Here is a 21759-nt window from a genome sequence, read left to right on the forward strand (position 1 = left end):
TTTTGTTATGCTTTTTTCTGCGGCCATAATTTTCGGCCGCCGCACCGCAAAGCAAAGCCCGCGCGGGCCAATCCCGGCGGGCTGCTTCTCCTGACAGCGCTTCAGGGCGCGGTCAGGGGCCAACGAAGACCCAGTATATAGGTATGTAAAAAAGCTTTGTCAATATTTGTTATCAATATTGACACGCTCCACGTTTTACAGTCTGCAAAAACAGTTTGCAAAAACAGACAGTTGCTAAAACAAGATTTTAGAGCACGCGACAGCGCGGTAGCGGAACCCTTCCGAGCACTGCCGTCATGCGCCTGCCTCAGGGTTTTGTGTTCGGCGTATGGGGGCCGCCCTTCCAGATGCCGCCCCAAATGTCGCCCCCAATGACGCAGTCTGTTCTACAAAGGCATGGCTGCCGCCAGTGCCGTCAGCGTCCGGGCCAGCGGGCCTTTGTCCTGCGGCACGACAAGTCCAAGCCGCAGATGAAAGGCATGGTCGTCTTGCAGCCGCGCAAAGGCGACGCCGTCTCTGCGTATGGCCGCAAAGGAGGCTGGCAAAAGCCCCATGCCTTCGCCAGCAGCGATACGGGCCAGCAGCACGTCGTGCTCCGTCGGTTCCTCGAGATAGTGCGGCATGAAGCCCATGCGCGCAAAGCGGGTTTTCGCGTAGTCGAAGAATCCCGGATTGATCTCGCGTCTGAACCAGAAGAGCGGCCGCTGGCTGAAATTTTTCAGCGACACGACCTCTGGCGCCGCATCCTCCGGCGCGAACCATGATGCGGGCAATGCGGCCAGCATGGGTTCGGCGTACGGCAGTTCCTGCAGCAGCAGGCCGGGCGCGTCCAGCGGCAGGGCCACAAAGGCGGCGTCGAGCCTGCCTTTGCGCATGTCGCGCGCGAGCCTTGTGGAGGCTTCCCTTTGAATATGCAGCCCGTCGGCAAAGAACTCCGTCAAGCGCCGCTCCAGGCCAGCAAAGACGCCCTGTTCAAAGGCCGTGGTAAACCCTATGCGCGGGCGCTGCTCCTGGGGGTGGATGTCTTGCCGCAGGCGTTTGTAGGTTGCGTCCTTCATCTGCAAAAGCGGTCTGACTATGGCCAGCACGCGCGCGCCCTCGTCTGTCAACGTAAGCCCCTTGCTGTGCCGGACAAAAAGCGCCACGCCCAGCCGTTCCTCCAGCTGCTTGATCTGCCGACTCAAGGGCGGTTGCGCCATGAACAGGCGATCCGCCGCGCGGCGCAGGCTGTTTTCCTCCGCAACCACAGAGAAATGGTAGAAATGCCGGACATCTATGGCGTCGAGGGCTGATTTTGAAACGGTCTTTGTCATACCTAAAAGGTATCACAAAACAAGTATGATGCAAAGCGCCCGTGGCTGGCTATGTTTCAGGGGCGGTTCGCGTCGCATGCCCTTGAGCCCGCCTGATCCTGCGGCCGTCAGGCAGGCGTTGGCCCTGAGGCGCAGGCACGGGGCCGCCGCGCTGCCGCGCGCCAACCCAAAAAAACACCAACTGCCAGGGAGGCAGAACACATGACGCAACACTACGCAGCAATGCCCATTCGTGAACTTGGAGACGGTTTTTCGGCGTCCGCCATTTCCTTTGGGGCCATGGGCATGTCGGAATTTTATGGAAAAACGCCTGATGACGAAGCCAGTCTGGCGGTGCTTGATCGCGCGCTGGAACTGGGCGTGACCATGCTTGACACCGCCGACATGTACGGGCGTGGGCACAATGAGCGGCTCATGGCCAAATTTGTCGCCCGCCATCCCCAGGAACATGCCAGCGGGCGCATCCGCATTGCCACCAAGTTCGGCATTGACCGCGATCCCGCCGATTCGTACAAGCGCAGCATCAACAATTCGCCGGACTATATCCGCAAGGCCTGCGAAGCGTCGCTGCAGCGCCTTGGCGTTGAGCGCATAGACCTGTACTACGCGCACAGGGTCAATACCGATGTTGACATCGCAGACACCATGGGCGTGCTCGCCGACCTCAAGCAGCAGGGCAAGATCGCGCACATAGGTTTGTGCGAGGTTTCTGCCGCGACTCTGGCCAGGGCGCACGCCGCGCATCCCGTGGCGGCGCTGCAAAGCGAATATTCCCTGTGGACGCGCGAAATGGAGCATGAGGTTCTCCCCGCATGCCAGAGACTGGGCATTGGTTTTGTGGCCTACAGCCCGCTGGGCCGGGGATTTTTGACAGGAAAATACTCTTCGCCGGATGCTCTTGAGGCCGGGGACTTTCGCCGTGACAATCCGCGCTTTCAGGCGGACAACCTCCGCCACAACCTGAAACTGCTGCCCGCCCTGCAGGCCGTGGCTCAAAAGCATGGCTGCACGCCGGCACAGATTGCGCTGGCCTGGCTTCTCGGCCGTTACGAGCGCCTTGTGGTCATTCCCGGCACACGCAGCGTCGCCCGTCTGGAAGAAAACTGCCGTGCCGCGCATGTTGCGCTGCCGCATGAAGACATTGCGCAGCTTGACGCCGTGTTTACGGAGCAGGCGGTGCACGGCCAGCGGTATCCGCAGGAAGGCATGAAGGGGGCCAATGCCTGATTTTTCGCGGCGCAGATCGCGCCCGAACATCTTCGAGATATTGGATATAAAGGCCGGGGCCTGCGCAAAAAACGCAGGTCCCGGTTTTGTATGGCAACTGCCATGGCTGGCAGGGAGCAAGGAGTGCAGGGCATATTCAGGATGAAACGCTCAGGCCACCGTACAAACAGGCTTCCGCTGTGAGGGCGTTTGCGCAGCATGTTTGCGCGGGTTTTGCCTTTCGGGCATGGGGTACCCTTGAGAGCGCATATGCCCCAGAGCATGTGCCAGTTGAAATACTCGCCCACGGCAGGCTAAGCCTGCCGTGGGCATTTCGCGGCAAGGATTTTCAGAAAAACCCTTGCCGCGCCGTTAACGCACTTCATTCGCAAACGGATTTAATCTTCCTGCTCCGCCTGTGGGAGCAAGGGGATAAGCCTTGCGGCAAGAAGCACAATGAGGCCCGCAAGACCAAAGCCCGTCAGGCCCACCAGCAGTTCGCCAATGGTGGGCACATAGGAGGCAGGCCCCGTGTACAGGGGATTGCCCTGTACCAGCATGCCCGGGAAGATGTCCACCGGATAGGCTTGCGGCGCAATGGTCAGTACGTACATGAGGGCCATGCCGCCCACGGCCGTGGCAAGGGCCGCCGCCAGCAGGCAGGCGCGGCTGCCCCGGCATGGAGGAGCCAGCAGCAGGATCAGCGGCAATACCGTCCCCACCGCCAGATAGCCTCCCCAGAACAGAAGGGGATAGACGCCGCCCGTGCAGAGCACAAAGGCTTCGTATCCACGCTGTGCGGGGGAAGCGATGCCGATGAGGTTCAGGGCCAGAACCATGTAAAAGGACACCGCGATGAGGGTGGCCAACAGACCGCGAATGCGCCCTGAAGCCGCGTCAAGCCGGGCCTGGCGCTGCCCGCTGTATTCAAGGCCCGCCAGAACGAGCACAAACACGGCCAGCCCCAGAGAAAGGGAAAGGGCGATGAACAGCGGCGGCATGATGGCGGAGTGCATTCCCCCGCGACCGGCCAGCACGCCGAACACCGAACCCGTTCCCGTGGTCATGATGAGCCGCCACAAAAAGCTTGCCACGCCGAAAGGCCGGACAATGCCGCCCTGGGGCGCGGCGAGCATCACAAGGCCATACAGGCCGACAATGATGAAAAAGCCCGTATAGATGAGAATGTTGACGGCAAACACCGAGGTAAAGTTGAAGTGGGTGAGGGCCGTGAATATCTGGTCGGGCCGCCCCAGATCAATGAGCAGCGCAAAAAGGCCCCCGGCAAGCAGGGCCAGGGCAAGCAGGCAGGAAAGCCGTGAAAAGGGCTTGTAGTCCTGCTTGCCGAACACCGAGGCGATGGAGGCCACGTTAAGCGCGCCGGATGCCGCCACAATGCAGAAGGTGGCCATGGCCAGCGACAGGCCCCAGGGCACGGCGTTGCTCATGCCGGTGACGTAGTGGCCGTTGCTTTCAATATGCCATGTGGCCAGAAGACCCGCCAGCGTGGCCAGAGCGCAGATGCCCAGGCCAATCAGCGCCCGCCGGGAGAAAAGAATGCGACGGTAGGTTACGTAGTTCATAAGTTCACCCCCACATAACGCACGCTTGGGTCCGTGCGCAGGTCAGCGCGCAGGGCGGCAGCGCCAAAGGCGACCACCCGTTTGGCAATGAGGCTTGTGGGGTCATTGAGATCGCCAAAGAGTATGGCCTCATGGCCGCTACGGGCACAGGCTTCCACACAGGCTGGCAGCTGCCCCTTGTTGATGCGTTGCACGCACATGTTGCAACCCTCGGCCGAGCCCTTGCCACGCGGCGAAATCGGGCTCGGTTCCTTTACCTCTTCATGCGTGAAGCCGCGCGCCTTGAACGGGCAGGCCATAACGCAGTAGCGGCAGCCGATGCACAAATGCTTGTCCACCAGCACGATGCCATCCGCGCGTTTGAGGCTGGCCCCGGTGGGGCACACTTCAACGCACTGGGCATTGCCGCAGTGCTGGCACATGATGGGCATATGGGCCACATGTCCGGTTCCGGGATCAGTGACCTGCACCTTGCGGATCCACTGCGGGTCGGTGGCCGGGCGGCCATTGTCCGTGAGGCCGTTTGTGGAGGCGCAGGCATCCACACAGGCGGTGCAATCGCCCACGCATTTGCGTGTATCAATCAGCAGGCCCCAGCGCTGGCGTCCGGCTTCGTCCGCAAGGGCGGGACGCGCCGTCAGCAGCACGCCGGGCGCGAGCAGGGTTGCGCCCGCTCCCAGCAGGAAGCGGCGACGCGACTGCATGCACGATTCCCCTGCGCACGCGGTTTTTCTGTTTTCATTGGCGCTCATTTTCCCGCTCCTTTGGCCGCCTGTTCCTGCGTGTACTTCTGCCATTGCTGCAAGCGCGCCTTTATGACATCGGCATTGCGCACTTCGGGCGACATGACGGCGGGGTCCGTGGTCGGCAGGGACGCGTGGCAGGTGAAGCAGTTGATGGAAACACCCGACTTGGCGTGGCACTGGTTGCAGAAGTGGCGCGGATCGGCCGCGCTCACGGGTTTTTCGCCGTCCCGCACGATGTGACAGGTGACGCAGCGCTCTATGGTGTTGTCTTCCTTACGGGTCGTGGCGCGTGCGGCATGGGTCATGCCTTCCAGAAGCAGCTCTTTGTGATTTTTGCGCATGATCTCCGGGTTTTCAGACCAGTGACCGCGCACAAGCTTCTGTTGGGGCACGGGCGGGGCCGCTTCGGCCGCGACCGCCACGTGTGGGGGCGTTGCAAAAAACACCCCCGCAGCCGCCAGCAGCGCCCCCAGCAGCAAGGCTGGCAAAAGACGATGCCGCACTATGGTATTGAACTGTTGCATGGCTTGTCCTTTGTTTTACTTCACCGGCACAAAGTGCTTGCTGACAACGTCCTGACCTTCCGGCGACAGCATGAAGTCGAAGAAAGCCTGAATATTGCCTGTTGGTTGCAGCGTGATGAGCGTCAGGGGGCGCTTGAGCGGATATGCGCCGGATTGCACGGCTGCTTTTTCCGGCGCTGCGCCGTTGACTTTCAACACTTCCACGCCAGGGATGGCAAAGGACAGTGAAGATGCCGTAATACCGGCAGGGTCTTTGGCCACATCGGCGACGCAATCGACGGCGTCGTCAAGTTCCACCAGCTTGCCGTAGGCATCCCCACGCAGAACCATGTCCTGAAAGGCTTTCACCGTGGCGCGTCCGCCTGCCAGGGCCTCGCTGTACACCACAATGGGAGCGTCGGGGCCGCCAAAGGCTTTCCAGTTGGTTTCCCTGCCGCTGAAGATGGCGCGCAGTTGGTCCATGGTCAGTGAGCGCACAGGATTTGAGGGATGCACAAACACGCCCATGACGTCGTAGCCAATGACCTGCCAGGCCACGACCTGAGCTTTTTCCTTGTCCGTAATGGCGCTGGCCAGACCGCCCATGGACACCTTGCCCGCAGCCACAGCCTTGAGCCCGGCGCCAGCGCCGGCTATGCCCATTTCGCCAAAGGGCACGCCCGTGTGCGCCGTAAACAGCTTGGCGGCTTCGGGCATGATCATGCTGCCCACGGTTGAAGCGCCCTCATACGTCAGCGGCGACTGAAGCTCCTGGCGCGTCTTTTTGAGGGCCACAGGGGCAGGCACGTTGCCTTCGGGGCTGTCGGCCATGTTGAAGGTGGTGGAAAGAGGGGCGGGCTCAAACTTGCGGTGACAGAAGCCGCAATCGCGCGAGACCACAACCTGGTTGTGGCAGGTAAAACACGCCACGCCCTTGAAATGGTCTTCCATGGTTATGTGGGCCTTCTGCGCCGGAGGAAAGATCGAGACATGGCAGTCGTTGCAGACAAAGCCCTTGGATGCATGCAAGGGGCCGTCAAAAACGACCGTACCCTGTCCGCCGCCGCCGTAACGGAGGGTCTTGCGTTCTGTGGCCCCGGCAGGCGCTGCCATGAGCGCCACCAGCAGGAGCAGCAGAAGCGTTTTGTAAAAATGCCGCATGCTACGCCCCCATGAGGATGGACGAAGAAACATTGCGCAGGTTGGGCGTGGCGGTCAGAACCATCATGGCTTCAAGTTCCTGCTTGATGGCTTCGAGCATCAGGGTGACGCCGGCAGCGCCGCCGCCGTGCGCTCCACGGATAAGGGGACGGCCGATGAGGCAGGCGTCCGCGCCCAGGGCCAGCAGCTTGAGCACGTCAGTGCCGCGCCGCACCGCGCCGTCGGCGAAAATGACGGTATGTCCCTTGACCTTGTCCGCGATGGCGGGCAGCACTTCGGCCACGCCGGGGGTGTAGTCCAGCACGCGGCCGCCGTGGTTGGACACCACAATGCCCTTGGCTCCGGCGTCCACAGCGCGTTGCGCTTCTTCAACGGTCATGATGCCCTTGACGATGAAGGGCAGGCTCGACCCGCGCGAAAGCTCGCGGATCTGGGCAAAGGTTTTGGGTTCCACGGTCTGGCCGGGCAGGGCGCGGGCGGCGCGACCGGCGGAGTCCACGTCCATGCCAAAGGCCACAGCGCCCGCTTCTTCCATAAGGCGCACGCGCTTGAGGACTTCTTCCTGCGTGCGGGGCTTGAGAATGGCGATGCCCTTGCCGTTGTAGGCAGCCTTGAGCACGTCCATGCGGCGCTTGAAGGTTTCAATGGGGTCGCCTATGCCGTCCGCAGCCAGGCCCAGCGTGCCAGCAGCCCTACAGCCGCCAAGAATGGCGTTGATGTAGTCCTCTTCAGTCATCTTGCCGCCCATGTTGTACGTCACGCCGCCAGTGGCGGCGGACAGCAGGGGCATGGACAGCTTTTCGCCGAAGATTTCCACGGCGAGGTCGGGCTTTTTCATGTCATGCAGGGTGCGCATGTTCAGCTTGATATGATTGAGCGCGTCATAGTTGTTCTTGAATGCCTGGCCGGAGCCAATGCCGCCAAAGCCGGGCACTTCGCCCGCACAGGCGACGCCATTGCATTCGGGGCACACGCGGCAGCGGGGATAGAGCTTTTCACGGGCCACACGCAGCACTTCCGCCATGGTCAGCTTGCCCCCGGCGGGCGCGGCGGCGGGCGCGGCGGCCACAGCGGCGGTGGCCGCCTGGACTTCCGAGGCAAGCAGCGGGGCCACGGCTACGCCAGCGCCGATGGCCATGGCGTTTTTCAAAAATTCGCGGCGGTCAAAACCTTCAATCTTGTTGTCCTTGTCCATGCCTGATTCCTTGTGAGTTTAGTGGTACATGAAGCATTGTGGGCCGGGCTCTGGCCCCGGCGCAGCCATGCGTGTTCGCCCGGCGGGCCGCGTCTGAGATTGCGCATCCCCAGTGTGCGGCTGTCCCCCAGTTCCGGCCGGTACCGGCGCATGCCCCGGCAAGAGCTTGCGCTGCCGTTGTGATTCGCAGTTGCGCTGTCGTCGCGTGAGGTGGCTTGGTGGAGGTGTGCCAGCCCATCAGGCTACGGACGCTCTGCGCTTGCGCTTGCCGGGACATGCTCACGCGCCGCTGTGTCCTTTGAATGACGACAGTATAGAGCAAAGAATGGGCCTTATTAATTATTTCAGTATGTTAGTTGATTTTTTGGGCGAAAGAACGTGAAATATGGCGCAAAACGGGCTTTTCGCGTTCCGATTCAGAACGCGAAAAGCCCGCATAAATATAATTAGCTGATTTTATAGATAGTTAATAATGAACAAAAATGGAACGTGCGCCCGCATGGCGTTCAATCAGGATGCTTCAGGAGGCCTGATGCCGTAGCGCTTCATCTTTGAATAGAGGGTCGTACGGCCTATGCCGAGCCGGGCGGCGGCATCCTTGCGGCTCCAGGCGCAATGCTCCAGCGCCTCGCGAATGGCGGTCGCTTCTTTGTCCTCCAGCGTCTGGGCTGCGGCGGAATGGGAGATGGAAGACGGGCGGCCTGAAGCGCCCGACACGTTGAAGACGCGCATGCGTTCCGGCAGATCGGCAGGGGTGATGGCTCCGTGGCGGCTCAGGGTGGCACACTGTTCCAGCATGTTTTCCAGTTCCCGCACGTTGCCGGGCCAGTCATAGGCCATGAGCAGCCGTATGGCGGCGGGGCTGAGCGTGCAGGGCTGGCGGCCCGTGCGTCTGGCCAGACTTTCCAGAAAGTGCCGGGCCAGCAGGGGCAGATCGCCGGGCCTGTCCCGCAGGGGCGGCATCACCAGCGAGATGACATCAAGGCGGTAGTACAGGTCTTCGCGGAACTGCCCCTTGCGCACCTCGGCGGCCAGGTCACGGTTGGTGGCGGCCAGTACCCGCACGTTGACCGTAAGCGTTTCCTCGCCGCCCACCCGCTCGAACTGCCGGGTCTGCAATACGCGCAGCAGGCGAACCTGGGCCACGGGCGATATCTCGCCTATTTCATCCAGAAAGACCGTGCCGCCGTCTGCCTGTTCAAAGCGGCCCGGCTTTTGCCGCAGCGCTCCGGTGAACGCGCCTTTTTCATAGCCGAAAAGCTCGCTTTCCAGCAGGCTTTCAGGGTAGGCGGCGCAGTTGATGACCACAAAGGGTTTTTCGCGGCGGCCGCTCAGGTTGTGGATGGCTCTGGCGGCCAGTTCCTTGCCCGTGCCGCTTTCGCCGGTGATGAGCACAGTGGCGTCGCTGGAGGCCACATCGGCGATGCGTTGGAATATGGCGCGCATGCGGGATGAGCGCCCCAGCATGCCGTTGAAGTTGTCCACGCCGTCGTGCAGACGTTGCCCCCGCGATTCCTTTTCATAGCGCAGGGCGCGGCTGATGCTGCCCGCAATCTGGTTCAGCACAAGGGCCAGGGCCGCCAGATCGGCCTCGTCCATGCCCTTGGGGCCGTGCCCCGCAATGAGCGCGCCGCACAGCACATGCTCGTGCACGATGCACACTACGGTCTGGCAGGGGCAGGCGCTTACCTCCGGCGACGCCAGGGGCTCTTTGAGCCCGCTGGTGGTAAAGACATTCTCGCGGCCTTCAAGCAGCTGCAGGGCCGAATCCCAGGCGTCCCGGCCGAAGAGGGGCGTGCACGCGCGGCCCTGGGCCGTAACCACGCAGTTTCGGTCATGCTCAAGAAAAAGCAGGCAGTAGGGAACAGGGGCAATGTCGCTCAGATAATCCGGCAGGCGGCGGGCCATGATTTCAAGCCCGTCCAGGGCGGCAAAGGCCGTAACAATGTCGTTGCACAGACGTAATTGCCGGTGCGAACGATGCAGGGCCGCCGCCTGCGCTTCCATAGAGAGCATGGTTCCCTCAAGTTTTTCGCTCATGGAGTTGAACGCGCGGGCCATAACGGCCACCTCATTTTGCCCGTATACCGCCACGCGGGTGGTGAGGTTGCCCCGCCCCACGGAGTCCAGAGCCCGTGACAGCGCGGCGAGAGGGCGGCCCACCCGGCGCAACCAGAGCGTGCCCGCTATGAGGGCCAGCAGCAGAATGATAAAGGTGAGTCCGGCGGTCTCTTTCCACAACTGGCTGATGCGCATGTCAATGTCGCGCTGCGAAAAGCCCATGCGCAAGACGCCAGCATGGCCGTCAAGCAGGGGCCAGGCGATTTCGTGGTACCTTCTGCCGTTGGACAGGGTCACAATGCGCTCGACAACGCCAGCGGGGACGCCTTTCTCTTCCCGCATCCCGGCGTCGGCCGGGGCCTCGTGCGGCTCACCCGTCTTCACGGGCGGGGGCAACAGAATGTCCGGCATGCGGTGCTCAAAGGTGTGCGCGTATACGCGCCCCTGAATTTCCAGCAAGGCGTAGCCCTGCTCGATGTCGCGGTCAAACTGCGTATCAAGCAGGCGCTGGACGCCGATGATGTCGTTGATGAGCACCATTTCGGCAATGGGCCCGGCAAGGCTTTGGGTTATACTGCGGGCGTGCCGGGTCAGGGCCTGCTCCAGGCTCTGTGAATAGCGCTCGGCCGCAATAAAGGCAGTCAGGAGGCAACTGGAAACGACCAGAACTCCCATTGCCAGCAGAACCGTGGCCTTAAGGGAGAGTTTGCCCATGCAAAGGCCCCTCGGGAGAAAGCGGCGCCGCCATATGGCGCACATTGGCGTACCAGGCATCCTCGGGCACCACAAAGCGGTCAATGCGCAGATCCTGCAACATGGCGCGCCCTTCCGGGCTTTCGTGCATATGCAGCAGGATGTCGCGGATTTTGTCGCGCTTGCTGTCGTCCATGCCCGCCGAAGTGACCACAGGGGGGATGGCAAACGTGCCGGATTTGACAAGTACCTTGGTTTTTCCTGTTATTTCAGGACGTAGGGCTTCGCTGTAGTCCCACACGAGGCTGTTGACGGCAGCGGCGTCCACCAGGCCGCGCGCCACCGCCAGTATGGAATTGTCATGGCTGTGGGTAAAGATGGTGCTGCTGAAAAACGATTCAGGTGACTGGCCAGCCTGGCGCAACAAAAAGACAGGACTCAGATAGCCGGTATTGGAGTCGGGATCGGTAAAAGCAAAAGATTTGCCGCGCAGGTCGTCCAGGCTTTTGGCATGGCTCGAGGCATGAACGATGACATAGGACTGGTAGGTGCTCTCTCCCTGCACAACCGGCATGGCCAGAAGGTTTTGCCCGGTATCCACAGTGTCCAGGGCATAGGGGCCGGAACAGATGAAGGCCATGTCTATGCTGTTGCTGCGCAGCAGATCGCGCACCTCGGCATGGGTTTTTCGCTGGACGAATTCCAGTTCCACGCCCAGCTTGCTGCCCAGATACTGCAGCAGGCGAAAATAGGAGGCAAAGGTATCACTGGGGGACATCATGGGGGCCACAGCCACCCTGAGCTTCTGGGCCGCGCCCGGAACCGGCGGGTCCTGGGCAAAGATGGGCGCTGGCAGTGCCCACGTGGAGAGCAGTATATAAAAAAACAGCAGGATGCGAAGATGCATCATTCATTTCTCCTGGCGCGGAAAGGATGGGCAAAGATCATGCGGAAGACGGATATGCCCATGGTAGCGTGAGCGTCGCCGTATGTAAACGCCGCCAGGGAAGCGCCGCCTGGGCCTGGGGGGACTGAGAGCGCAACGCCAACGCCCTGCGGCGGAGGCATGGGTGAACTCGTCCACCTGCATGGCGGAAGGCAGGGCATGCGGGCCTAAAAAAATGGCCGCAAAGCAAAGGGCAGGCATGGATGGCAAAGCCCGGAAGGATTCACCCGCAATGGCCGCCCGGTGCAAGGGGCATTTACAGATCCGCGCGAAAGGTGACTGTTCCCGCAGTCGATGGAGAGGGGATGTGATGGTTCTTCATTCTCGCCCGGCGCGGCTTTCCGTGTGCCCGCGCTCACTTTTCGTGCGGGGAAAGGATTGTGAAAAGCGCAGGCGTTCGAATGTGGCATTATGCACGTTTTTTCGCTGCCTCGTTAAGGAATTGGAGAAAATTATCATTGAAAGTGTTGGCAATATGCAGATGAAGGCGTGCGCAGGCTTCATCAATGCGGTCGTTGGCGATATGTTCGGCAATGATGCGGTGCGCCTTGACCGAAGTTGCGATAAAATCCTTGGTCAAGGACAAATAGGAGCGAAGAATTGTAATCTTGTCAAAAATAATGGTATAGTATTTTTCAAGGTAGATATTTTTTGAATGTGTAAGGATGATGGCATGAAAATCCTTATCCATGGACAGATATTGGCTAAAATCGCCTTTGTCGAGATAGTGTTCGGCCAGCGAAACACTTTTTTCCAGCGCCACCACCAGTCGCACGGGGTCGGCGGCGTACGCGCAACGCAGGGCTCCCTCCTCCACGCATGTCCGGGCCTGTACCAGTGACAGCAGATCCTCCTGTGAAAAACGGAAGATAAACGTGCCGCTTCGTGGATGGATTTCAATAAGCCCCTCGCTTCTCAGTCGCAAAAATGCCTCCCGGACGGGGGTTTTTGAAACCTTGAACTCTTCCGCCAGATCCGTATCCAGAACCTTTTGTCCCAAAAGCAGCTTTTTTGAAAAGATCTGTTTTTTTATCCTTTGGTAAACAACATCCGCAACAGACGTGATGGTAGACATGGGGGGCCTCATTAGGGGTCACACGGTTGCCACACCGACGAAACCAACGCGTTATGGCGGCGCTGCCGCGCCGCCAAATGCGCTTTGATTCCGTGCTTCAGTCCGCGCGGTACAACCAATGGAGTTCCGCTGCTTCTTCTGGGCCCCCACCCTTGCAAAAGGACGAGAAACAACGACGGAAGCGGCAGTTACCGCACATTCCTCCCGCCGCTTTCCGCAAAAAAGAAGCTCACGATACAGCCTGTCAGGCTCATCACCGCCAGCATCGTTACCGCAGCGCGATGATCTGGAACCCCACCGACTGAAAAAACCTCCACAAGTTTACCGTATACTGGTGTGGATATGGCAATGCCCAAAAAGCCGAACGTATTCAGCATGGCTATGGCCGTGCCCGTCAATTCCTTGGGCGATAGTTCTTTGCAGAGAGTCATCATGACCGAAAAAGCCCCGGAAAAAAAGCCTGCTACAGCGAGCCCGGCAATACAGAGCCGCAGGGGGATCGCGGCGCCTCCCAAGGCAAACCCCGACCATACGGCGCTGACAACCATAAAAGGCACTACGATAAAAATCTTTCGTCTACCGTATCTGTCGGACAGATACCCCAGGAGAAGGCTGCCAAGCATGAAAGCCAGAAGTTGCACTGAAGCCAGCATTGAGGCCTGCGGCAACCCAATCTCATAGCTGTCATGCAGAAAAGATATGCTCCAGGCTCCGGCAAAGCCCAGCAACTGGCTGCCGATAAAAAAATAAAAAATATTGATCAGAAAAAGTTTTCCACTTTTCAGCACCAGGGCCAATGAGAGCCCCAACGACATGGGGGATGGAGCCGGGCCAGACTCCAGGGGAGGGAAGCCCATGTCCTCTGGCCTGTTGCGCACAAAAAGAAAACACAAAGCGGAGAGCGCGAGAGTGGCGCAACCAATAATTATGAAAGCCATACGCATGGAAACCGAGGCAATAAATACGCCAAGCGGGGCTTGTGCGCAAATGCTGCCCACATTGCCCGCAAAAAGGCAAATTCCTGCCAGCGTGCTGAATTCCCGAGGTCTGAACCATTGGGATTGCGCCTTCATGACACAGACAAAGCTGGACGCCACGCCCAGACCAACCGCGAACCTGCTTATATAGAGCGCGGCGGGAGAGGTGGCGCACCCAAAGGCGATGGTGGCTAATCCGGCGAAGGCGACCGACAGGCCAGCCGTACGGCGCACGCCCAGGCTGTCAGCCATGATTCCGGAAGGAATTTGCGCAAAACAATAAGCATAAAAATACATGGACGCCAGCATGCCAAACTCGCTGACGCTCAGGTCAAATTGCCGCATGAGCGGCTCCTTGACCACTGAAACAGCCATTCTATGAAAAAAACTCACCATATATGTGGCCACCAGCAGCGACCACACAACCCAACGGTAGCGCAGCGCACTGGACAGCAAAAATCTTGCATTCACCGGACCCTCCAGCGTGATTAGAGCAGTTTACGAATGAAATGAGTTAAATGCTCTGCAAGGATTTTTCTGAAAATCCTTGCCACGAAATGCGAGTAGGCGGGCTTTTGTCTGCCGTACGCGAGCATTTCAAGTGTTAAATGCTCTAACAACCCGGTACGGCGGCTCTGTGCAAGGAGCTCCCCCGTACCGGGCCGAATTTTTCATGCCCGCCGCAACTGACGCGAAGCGCGCGCGGTCCGGCGGCGTCCCTCTTTATGGACAATTTCCGCTGTTTGCGTGTTATGGCCTCTAATACTTGTTTATGGTCAAGATGATGGCGCTGACCATACCCACCAGAGCCACGGCTATCAAAAAGGTCAGAGCAGCGGCGAAGCTGCCCAGCCTGCTCATCAGGTGGCCGAGGATCACGGGGCTTACCGCAGCGCAGATCATGCTCAAGCCATTCATGAAGCCCGTTCCGATGGAGATTGTTTCTTTAGGGATCAATTCCTGAAGCATGGTAAGCGACAGGGGCGCGCCTGGCGTTATGGCGGCCATGCCAAGGCAGATACATATTGCCGACACGTAATTGTTGGTAGCTATGGAGGCAAAATACAGTGAAGCGGCCACGCCCACGGTGGCCAGAATGATGAAGGGGGCACGTCGTCCCAGCTTGTCTGAAGCCCAACCGGCAATCAGTTTGCAGGCAATGGCCAGTATGAAGGGCATGGAGGCCAGGACCCCCATCTCTGACCAGGAAAATCCGCGCTCCGTTTTGAGATAGGCGGGCAGCCACGTCAGCAGCCCCCAATACACGACATTATGCACGCAATAGTAAACAACGATGCACCAGTATAGCTTGATCTTCGAGATAACCGCGAGGTTTTGCAAAATGCGCGCTATCCCCCCCTTGCCGCCATGCTCCACGCGCTGCTCTGTCTTTGCAACCTGGCCCTGCTCGATGTAGTCGATTTCGGCCTGGTTAATGGTTTTGTGCTGGCGTGGGGTGTCTGTGGTCAGCAAAAGGAAGGCGATGGGAATGAGGCCAATGGCTGCGGCGAAAAAAAACGTCCAATGCCAGCTATGGTGTTCCACAATCCAGGCAAATATGGGCATGCCAATGGCTGGGGCCACACTGGTTCCGATAAACCATATGGCGCTGGCCTTCCCCTTTTCCTGTACGGGAAACCACGCCCGGCAATAGGTATTCATCATGGGGAAGTGCAGTCCCTCGCCAAGACCCAACAAAAAGCGCGACAGGAGCATCACACCGAGAATTGTAGCGAATCCGCCGATTATCATGGAGAAAAACCAGACAATGATGGCGATGATCATAGATTTTTTCGGCCCGAAAATATCTCCCAGGCCACTCAGGCATACGTTGCCTATGCCATACGCCACAAGAAAGCAGGACATAAGCAGCCCGGTTTTTGCCGGGTTGCCCGCAAGACCCAGGTCATTCAAAAAAGCTTTGTCAGCCATAAGCACGGTGATATTCACACGGTCAATATAGGCCACTGTAATGGTCAACAGCAGAATAGCCAGGAGAGTGAACCGCTTACGGGTCGGTTTGACCGCGATTGTAGCGGAGGTTTCCATTTGCATGGCGATCCCCTTATTTGTTCTTACTGTCCGCCGGAACGCCAGTTCCGGCGGACGGCCGTTAACCACACTTATTTTACTGTGGCGACAAGATATTCTTTGACAACCGCATCGTTCAGCTCCTGCCCTAATCCAGGCAGCTCCGGCGCGCGGTATTTACCGTTTTCCGGCTGGTAATCATTGACGCAAAGTTCGCGTATGCACTGCTTTAATGCATACGAATGGTGTTCATGAATAAGGAAATTCGGTATGGCTGTTTCCATATGCAGCGCGGCAGCTTTGGAGACAGGGCCACCGCATACGTGTATTTGCACGGTGGCGTCGTAAATGTTAGCCAGATCACATATTTTTTTGGTTTCCGTAATCCCGCCAGCGAGGCAAATGTCGGGCTGCACGACAGCAAGGGCCTGTTTTTCCAGGAAGGGGCGGTATCCCCAGCGAGTATACACACGCTCGCCGGTAGCAACGGGAATACCGATGGTGCGAGCGATGAGGGCCATATTTTCCACATGCATGGAATGCATGGGCTCCTCGTAATAATAGATGCGCAAGGGGCGCAGCTGTTCAGCCAACTGGATGGCTGCGTTGCAACTCAGGAACGAATGCAGTTCGATGATGATGTCAAGATCCGGCCCTGCCTCGCGTATGGCGGCAACGCGATCCACGGCCATCTGCAGGTCGGCTTTGGGCAGCAGGCCGTATCCGGTGTGTTTGGGATTACGCTTGGCATCTTTGTCAACCATCAGGGGGTCCACCTTGATGGCGTCATAGCCATCGGCCATGGCCTTGTAGGCGGCTTGGGCGTAATCTTGCGGATCCTTCATATATTTGTGGTGCAAATCCCAGTCAAACTGGATCTGGCTGGCGTAGCAGCGCAATGTTTCATTGGTCTTGCCGCCAAGCAGGGCATAAACAGGCAGGTTGGCAACTTTGCCGCGTATGTCCCAGCACGCGATATCAAGGGCGCTGATGCCGCCGTATATCACTGGTCCGCCGCCGCAACCCCAGAACGTGTCTCTGAAAAGCTTTTCCCATATCTGCTCGACGTTGCAGGGGTTCATGCCAATAATGCAACGTGCGAGGTCGCGCAGAATGCCCACGCCACTTTTGGAGGCATAGCCATAGGCGAGCCCCACCTCGCCAATGCCGCTGATTCCTTCATCTGTGTTGATGCGTACAAAAATCGGCTCAAACATAACCATGTCGGAGTAATGTCTGTTGATTTCACAATCAAACACTTCTACGCTTGTGATTTTCATACTTTCTCCTTTATAATGTGAAACAGTGCATGGAGAACAACAATCGCCAATTACTTATTGCATAGGCATGCGCACGCTTTTTCGCAACAAAAAAAGTAAAATATCAATGCAGGTGCTCTGATATATCACGAATATTTTCAACAAAAACATGTGGCTTTTTAACATCACTGTGTATTTGGTATTATAATTATTTTTTTCACATTCATTGCCATAAAGAACGGGACAGAATCCTTGAAAGGGATGTCCTGGCAAGAAAGGGAAAAAATGCCATGCGGCATGAAATGCGGATTGCTTTTGCGTCTGCGGCCAGGGCCGGCCCGCAGGCGCAAAAGTGCCACGGGACGGAACAACGTGGATGGTCGTGCCTACGGGTCGTGATTGCACTGTCAGGGGCACGGGCAAGGGCTTGTGCGAGGCCTTCAAACGCACCTCCGCCGCCTGCGAAGAGGTCAACGACAAGGCCATTGGAAGGCTGGGAGTGTATGGATGTTGGGGGCGGCATTAGGCGGCCCTCCGGGAGGAAAGGAGGGGGCCACGTTCGGGCAGGTGGGGGGAAAACTTGTTGTCATTTGGCGCCAAATTGGCATCAAATAAAAAAAACAGGTTCCCCATAACTATGGATAACCTGTTGTTTTTTTATGGTGCGCCCGGCGCGATTCGAACGCACGGCCTTTGGCTCCGGAGGCCAACGCTCTATCCGACTGAGCTACGGGCGCACAAGATTTGTCTTGATATGCCGACTCGCCCCCGCTGTCAAGGCCGCCAGTGCGCAGGGATTCCGTGATGCTGCACAAGGCCTGCACGTTCAGGACGCAGCGCGCTGGATGGGGCAAGAGAACGGCAGAAGCGGGAAGGCCCCGCACGTCCTGGGCAGGGAAAGCCGGGAGCAACATTGGGCGGCGCGCCGTTGTTTGCACGGCGTAGCGTTGTCGGGTATGCATGATCAGGGAGACTGGCGTGCTTCACCGGTTGCGCTGGTCCTTATTACGGAGAATCATCATGTCAGACATTCTTTCGCCGCCATGCGCAACAACACCATGCGCACCTGGGGCGGCCAGCCAGCCAGCCCGCACGGAGGCACAGACGCCCGATCCCTCTGTGCGCGACATCCTGGTGGGCGTCAGCGGCGCCAGCGGCATGCCGCTGGCGGTATGCCTTCTGCGTTGCCTGGCGGCCATGCCTGCCGTGCGCGTACACTGCGTCGTCTCGCATGGCGCGCAAGCCGTGCTGCGCGCCGAGTGCGGGAGCGGCCCGGAACTGCTGACCGCGCATGCCAGCCAGAGCTATGACGCCGACAACCTCGGGGCCGGGCCGTCAAGCGGCTCGTGGTGGCGCCGGGGGGCAAGTCCGGCAGCCATGATTCTGGTTCCCTGCTCCATGGGCACCTTGGGGGCCATTGCGTCAGGAGCCACCCGCAACCTTGTGCATCGGGCGGCTGACGTGGCGCTCAAGGAACGCCTGCCCCTGGTGCTGGTGACGCGTGAAAGCCCGCTTTCGTCCATCCACTTGCGCAATATGCTCACAGTGAGCGAGGCCGGGGCCGTCATCATGCCGTTTTCTCCCGGTTTTTACCTGAATCCGCAAACCCTGGACGACATGCTGCTGCACATGTGCGGACGCATACTTGATCAGGTGCCCCTGCCGCATACCCTGGGCCGCTGGCCCGGATGACGGACACCGCAGATCATAGCCATGAGGAGATACTTATGAGTGCTATACGATGGTTGGGACATTCAGCGTTCAAGATCAGTTGCAATGAGGCGCATGTGGTCATTGACCCCTTTCTGGCGCCGCAGTTCGGCCTCACGGTTGCCGATGTGGGCCCTGCGGATCTTGTGCTCGTGACCCACGACCACGGCGACCATGTGGGCGCTGCCGCGGATATTTGCCAGGCCACGGGGGCCATGCTGGGCGCTGTGGTGGGCACGGCCCACAAGGCTGCCGCCGGGCTGCCCGACAGCCAGATACTCAACGGCATCGGCTTCAACATCGGCGGCACGGTGACGCACAAGGGCATCAGCGTGACCATGACCCAGGCTTTCCATACCAGTGATTCCGGGTGTCCCACAGGCTATATAGTGCGTATGCCCGACGGCCTCACGGTCTATCATTCCGGCGACACCTGTGTTTTTGGCGATATGGCCCTGTGGGGGCAGTTGTACCGCATTGACGTGGCCCTGCTGCCCATTGGCGGCGTTTTTACCATGGACGCCCCCCAGGCCGCCCTGGCCTGCAAGCTGCTCGGATGCAAAAGCGTTGTGCCCATGCATTGGGGGACTTTTCCCGTATTGGAGCAGAACACAAAGGCCTTTGAAGCGGAGCTGGCAAAGCTTGCTCTGCCCTGCGCCTGCGTGACCATGGCGCCAGGGCAGACGCTTTCTTTCCCCGTCTAGGCATTTTATGGGTTGAAAGAGGTCAGGCTCCAATGCTGCACGCGCGTGCAGCGCGCCGCTCTTTCGTGCAGCGTTAGAGCATTTACACTTTTTCAAAGGTAAAATGTTTTAGGGCAGTTGCGCCAGCGTGACTTCGCGCTGTCTTGCGGCCCGCGCAGGGCAAGGCATTAAGGAAGCACTGATTAGAGCAGTTTACGAATGAAATGAGTTAAATGCTCTGCAAGGATTTTTCTGAAAATCCTTGCCACGAAATGCGAGTAGGCGGGCTTTTGCCTGCCGTACGCGAGCGTTTCAAGTGTTAAATGCTCTAGAGAGCCTCCTGGAAACGCACAGGTGTTTCGTTTGGCGGCGTTTCCTTAAAAACAGGACGGACGGCCTGCCATGAGCAGACCGTCCGTCATTATTTTTATTGCCGCGCAGCACTCCCCTGCCGCAGGGCCATCATGGGCAAACGCCCTCCACCACGTGGTTGTCCAGCCCTACCTGGTGATGAGCGAAAGCGCCATCTGGGGCATGCTGTTAGCCTGCGAAAGCATGGCCACAGCGGATTGGGTGAGGATCTGGTTGCGCACGAATGCCGTCATTTCCGTGGCCACGTCCACGTCGGAAATACGGGATTCGGCAGCCTGCAGGTTCTGGGACTGGGTGGTGAGGTTGGAAATGGTGTTTTCCAGCCTGTTCTGCAATGCGCCAAGGTGAGCACGGATCTTGTCCTTGGAGATTACGGCGGCATTGAGCCCCACCAGGGCCTTTTGCGCGGCTTCCTGTGTGGAAACCGTACGGGCGTCAGCCTTGGCGGTGTGAATGGTGGCCTGGTTGCCTACACCCAGGGCCGAGGCGGTGCTCGTGCCGATCTTGATGTAGTAGTAGTCTTCCGCCGAGTCGTTCATGCTGCCGAAGTGGATCTTCATCTTGCCGGTCGCCTTCATGGCAGCCCCGCTGTGCGTGTCGCTGGACAGGCTTCCGTCCAGCAGCTTGATGCCGTTGAAGTCCGTGGCGTTGGCGATTCGGGTAATTTCCGAAGCCATGGCCTGGTACTCCGAGTCGATCATCAGGCGCTGCGTGGAGTCATAGGTGCCGGTGGCGGCCTGTTCGGCCAGTTCCTTCATGCGGATGAGCTTTTCGTCGATGACGCTCAAAGCGCCGTCAGCGGTCTGGATGAGGGAAATGGCGTCATTGGCGTTGCGCACGCCCTGCTGCAGGGCGGCGATGTCGGTGCGCATGAGTTCGCGGATGGCGAGGCCGGCGGCGTCGTCAGCAGCGGAGTTGATGCGCAGGCCCGTGGACAGGCGCTGCACCGAGGTGCGCAGGTTGCCATAGTTGGCTGTCAACGTGTTGGACACTTGCGTGGCCATCTGGTTGTGATTGATATACATACATTCCTCCATGAATGCTGTACGTCCCAGGCGGCGCGAAATGCCAACGCGTCCTTGCGTAGTACCGCCTCTGCCAGTCATATCGGCCATAATGCAAAGGGCATTAGAGCAGTTTACGAATGAAATGAGTTAAATGCTCTAGGGGGAGGATAAAATTCGCGTCCCAGGCGGGGCTTTTTTGCGGCGCGGCAAATATTGCCGCATAAAAAAGGGCCCCCGCCACAGTGGCGGAGGCCCTTGCGGGTCGGAGCGTCAGACCCGCACGGAGGAGGATAGGGCGCCGCGCGTGCGCGGCTTCGCTCACGGGCTCAAGGCCCGGCGGTTTTTCGTCTGCGTTCCGGCGCATGCGCCGGATCAGGCTTTGGCGATTTCAATCTTTTTCACTTCCGGCAAGGCTTCAGCCTTGCGGGGAATGGTTATGCGCAGCACGCCGTTTTTATGGCTGGCGCTTATGCCGTTTATGTCCACATCTTCCGGCAGGCCCAAAATCCGCCGGAAAGAGCCGAACACCCGTTCCGCCACGCAGCAATTTTCATTTTCTTCCGTCGTTTCACGCTTTTTTTCGCCGCTGATGACAAGCTCGCGATCTTTCACGGAAACATCCACGTTTTCAGGTTCCACGCCCGGCAACTCCACGTTGAGGACATAGGCTTTTTCATCGCCGGTCATGTCCATGCTGGGCATGAGGGCCTCGTCCTCTTTCGGCCGCTGCCAGTCTCCCCGCATGCTGTCCCAAGGTGTCAGCATGCCCTGAAACAAGCCCTGGAAAAACCTGTCAATGTCATCGATTTTATGGCCCGTCCCTTCGCGTTGACGCAGTGCTTCGCGCGGTACAAACCATCGGCTGGGTATAAGACGCAGGTTGTTACGCATGATGCAAAACCTCCTGTGGAAAAAGTTATATCTGTAAGATAAATATAACTTTATATATGTCAAGACCGTGTTGAAAACTTTTTGAAAAAGTGTGCGGCAGCCGACAGGGCGGCCTGACAATAATTTGACTTTACCGGGTATCCACCACTGGCATGATTCCTGCTTTAGCACATGCGCAGGTTAGGGGGGCAGTTTTTACCTCGCGGCCACGAATTCCGCAGGAAACAAAAGGCCCATGTGATTGGGGACCCGCCCGCATCAATACGGGACGGGGTTAACAGGTATAACCATCATCCGTTCGTTACTCGAACATTGTGCGGCGGCAGTCCGCAAGGAAGCGGGCGCGC

At 58.8% G+C, this 21759-nt stretch carries 18 protein-coding genes and 1 tRNA gene; 4 read left to right on the forward strand and 15 right to left on the reverse strand.

Annotated elements, in window-relative coordinates:
* Positions 1–386 precede the first annotated feature (386 nt).
* Positions 387–1313: a LysR family transcriptional regulator gene (locus DESU86_RS07450; protein ID WP_179980479.1), complete on the reverse strand. Its 927-nt coding sequence runs from the start codon at positions 1311–1313 to the stop codon at positions 387–389.
* Between the two features lie 201 nt (positions 1314–1514).
* Between DESU86_RS07450 and DESU86_RS07455 the strand changes: the two genes are divergently transcribed.
* On the forward strand, positions 1515–2540 hold the full coding sequence (locus tag DESU86_RS07455) for an aldo/keto reductase (RefSeq protein ID WP_269474307.1): 1026 nt from the start codon (positions 1515–1517) through the stop codon (positions 2538–2540).
* Positions 2541–2917: 377 nt separating this feature from the next.
* Here DESU86_RS07455 and nrfD read toward each other — a convergent pair whose 3' ends face one another.
* From nrfD to DESU86_RS07510, 11 genes are all read right to left on the reverse strand, one after another.
* Positions 2918–4102 carry an NrfD/PsrC family molybdoenzyme membrane anchor subunit gene (gene nrfD, locus DESU86_RS07460; protein ID WP_179980480.1) on the reverse strand — a complete coding sequence of 395 codons (1185 nt, stop codon included), beginning with the start codon at positions 4100–4102 and terminating at the stop codon, positions 2918–2920.
* Positions 4099–4854, reverse strand: a complete 756-nt coding sequence (gene dsrO, locus DESU86_RS07465) for a sulfate reduction electron transfer complex DsrMKJOP subunit DsrO (protein ID WP_197957550.1) — start codon at positions 4852–4854, stop codon at positions 4099–4101. The genes nrfD and dsrO overlap by 4 nt, the downstream gene beginning before the upstream one ends.
* The gene (locus DESU86_RS07470; RefSeq protein ID WP_179980481.1) at positions 4851–5372 is read right to left on the reverse strand and encodes a hypothetical protein; all 522 of its coding nucleotides are present in this window, start codon (positions 5370–5372) and stop codon (positions 4851–4853) included. The genes dsrO and DESU86_RS07470 overlap by 4 nt, the downstream gene beginning before the upstream one ends.
* Before the next feature lie 15 nt (positions 5373–5387).
* A complete protein-coding gene (locus DESU86_RS07475; protein WP_179980482.1) occupies positions 5388–6512 on the reverse strand; it encodes a substrate-binding domain-containing protein in 1125 nt (374 codons plus the stop codon).
* 1 nt (position 6513) lies between these two features.
* Positions 6514–7707: an alpha-hydroxy-acid oxidizing protein gene (locus tag DESU86_RS07480; RefSeq protein WP_332068186.1), complete on the reverse strand. Its 1194-nt coding sequence runs from the start codon at positions 7705–7707 to the stop codon at positions 6514–6516.
* Positions 7708–8217: 510 nt separating this feature from the next.
* Positions 8218–10482: a sigma 54-interacting transcriptional regulator gene (locus DESU86_RS14610; RefSeq protein ID WP_179980483.1), complete on the reverse strand. Its 2265-nt coding sequence runs from the start codon at positions 10480–10482 to the stop codon at positions 8218–8220.
* Complete coding sequence (locus DESU86_RS07490) at positions 10463–11371, reverse strand: substrate-binding domain-containing protein (RefSeq protein ID WP_232088294.1); 909 nt, start codon at positions 11369–11371, stop codon at positions 10463–10465. The genes DESU86_RS14610 and DESU86_RS07490 overlap by 20 nt, the downstream gene beginning before the upstream one ends.
* 445 nt (positions 11372–11816) lie before the next feature.
* On the reverse strand, positions 11817–12482 hold the full coding sequence (locus DESU86_RS07495; protein WP_179980484.1) for a GntR family transcriptional regulator: 666 nt from the start codon (positions 12480–12482) through the stop codon (positions 11817–11819).
* Positions 12483–12670: 188 nt separating this feature from the next.
* Entirely contained in the window at positions 12671–13930 is a 1260-nt protein-coding gene (locus DESU86_RS07500; protein WP_179980485.1) for an MFS transporter, read from the reverse strand.
* A gap of 288 nt (positions 13931–14218) precedes the next feature.
* Positions 14219–15514, reverse strand: a complete 1296-nt coding sequence (locus DESU86_RS07505) for an MFS transporter (RefSeq protein WP_179980486.1) — start codon at positions 15512–15514, stop codon at positions 14219–14221.
* A gap of 68 nt (positions 15515–15582) precedes the next feature.
* On the reverse strand, positions 15583–16770 hold the full coding sequence (locus tag DESU86_RS07510) for a mandelate racemase/muconate lactonizing enzyme family protein (RefSeq protein ID WP_179980487.1): 1188 nt from the start codon (positions 16768–16770) through the stop codon (positions 15583–15585).
* Positions 16771–17125: 355 nt separating this feature from the next.
* Here DESU86_RS07510 and DESU86_RS07515 point away from each other — a divergent pair, with 355 nt between their 5' ends.
* Entirely contained in the window at positions 17126–17275 is a 150-nt protein-coding gene (locus DESU86_RS07515) for a hypothetical protein (RefSeq protein WP_179980488.1), read from the forward strand.
* 134 nt (positions 17276–17409) lie between these two features.
* On the opposite strand, the gene DESU86_RS07520 is transcribed toward DESU86_RS07515, so the two are convergent.
* Positions 17410–17486, reverse strand: a tRNA-Arg gene (locus DESU86_RS07520).
* A 382-nt stretch (positions 17487–17868) separates the two neighbouring features.
* On the opposite strand from DESU86_RS07520, the gene DESU86_RS07525 reads away from it, so the two are divergent.
* Positions 17869–18441 (forward strand): UbiX family flavin prenyltransferase, encoded by a 573-nt coding sequence (locus DESU86_RS07525; RefSeq protein WP_232088414.1) that lies wholly within the window; start codon positions 17869–17871, stop codon positions 18439–18441.
* 35 nt (positions 18442–18476) lie between these two features.
* Positions 18477–19163: a metal-dependent hydrolase gene (locus DESU86_RS07530; protein WP_179980490.1), complete on the forward strand. Its 687-nt coding sequence runs from the start codon at positions 18477–18479 to the stop codon at positions 19161–19163.
* Between the two features lie 479 nt (positions 19164–19642).
* Here the strand turns inward: DESU86_RS07530 and DESU86_RS07535 are convergent, their stop codons facing one another.
* Positions 19643–20539 carry a flagellin N-terminal helical domain-containing protein gene (locus tag DESU86_RS07535; RefSeq protein WP_179980491.1) on the reverse strand — a complete coding sequence of 299 codons (897 nt, stop codon included), beginning with the start codon at positions 20537–20539 and terminating at the stop codon, positions 19643–19645.
* Positions 20540–20893: 354 nt separating this feature from the next.
* A complete protein-coding gene (locus DESU86_RS07540; RefSeq protein WP_179980492.1) occupies positions 20894–21412 on the reverse strand; it encodes an Hsp20/alpha crystallin family protein in 519 nt (172 codons plus the stop codon).
* Positions 21413–21759 lie beyond the last annotated feature (347 nt).

Source organism: Desulfovibrio sp. 86, assembly GCF_902702915.1.
GTDB lineage: Bacteria > Desulfobacterota > Desulfovibrionia > Desulfovibrionales > Desulfovibrionaceae > Desulfovibrio.

Excerpts from the sequence above, each read along its gene's own strand:
- DESU86_RS07490 (WP_232088294.1), bottom strand. The coding sequence starts at position 11,371 with ATGATGCATCTTCGCATCCTGCTGTTTTTTTATATACTGCTCTCCACG.
- DESU86_RS07510 (WP_179980487.1), bottom strand. The coding sequence starts at position 16,770 with ATGAAAATCACAAGCGTAGAAGTGTTTGATTGTGAAATCAACAGACAT.
- DESU86_RS07505 (WP_179980486.1), bottom strand. The coding sequence starts at position 15,514 with ATGCAAATGGAAACCTCCGCTACAATCGCGGTCAAACCGACCCGTAAG.
- DESU86_RS07530 (WP_179980490.1), top strand. The coding sequence starts at position 18,477 with ATGAGTGCTATACGATGGTTGGGACATTCAGCGTTCAAGATCAGTTGC.
- DESU86_RS07540 (WP_179980492.1), bottom strand. The coding sequence starts at position 21,412 with ATGCGTAACAACCTGCGTCTTATACCCAGCCGATGGTTTGTACCGCGC.
- DESU86_RS07450 (WP_179980479.1), bottom strand. The coding sequence starts at position 1,313 with ATGACAAAGACCGTTTCAAAATCAGCCCTCGACGCCATAGATGTCCGG.
- DESU86_RS07470 (WP_179980481.1), bottom strand. The coding sequence starts at position 5,372 with ATGCAACAGTTCAATACCATAGTGCGGCATCGTCTTTTGCCAGCCTTG.
- DESU86_RS07515 (WP_179980488.1), top strand. The coding sequence starts at position 17,126 with ATGGTCGTGCCTACGGGTCGTGATTGCACTGTCAGGGGCACGGGCAAG.
- DESU86_RS07475 (WP_179980482.1), bottom strand. The coding sequence starts at position 6,512 with ATGCGGCATTTTTACAAAACGCTTCTGCTGCTCCTGCTGGTGGCGCTC.
- dsrO (WP_197957550.1), bottom strand. The coding sequence starts at position 4,854 with ATGAGCGCCAATGAAAACAGAAAAACCGCGTGCGCAGGGGAATCGTGC.
- nrfD (WP_179980480.1), bottom strand. The coding sequence starts at position 4,102 with ATGAACTACGTAACCTACCGTCGCATTCTTTTCTCCCGGCGGGCGCTG.
- DESU86_RS14610 (WP_179980483.1), bottom strand. The coding sequence starts at position 10,482 with ATGGGCAAACTCTCCCTTAAGGCCACGGTTCTGCTGGCAATGGGAGTT.
- DESU86_RS07480 (WP_332068186.1), bottom strand. The coding sequence starts at position 7,707 with ATGGACAAGGACAACAAGATTGAAGGTTTTGACCGCCGCGAATTTTTG.
- DESU86_RS07455 (WP_269474307.1), top strand. The coding sequence starts at position 1,515 with ATGACGCAACACTACGCAGCAATGCCCATTCGTGAACTTGGAGACGGT.
- DESU86_RS07495 (WP_179980484.1), bottom strand. The coding sequence starts at position 12,482 with ATGTCTACCATCACGTCTGTTGCGGATGTTGTTTACCAAAGGATAAAA.
- DESU86_RS07535 (WP_179980491.1), bottom strand. The coding sequence starts at position 20,539 with ATGTATATCAATCACAACCAGATGGCCACGCAAGTGTCCAACACGTTG.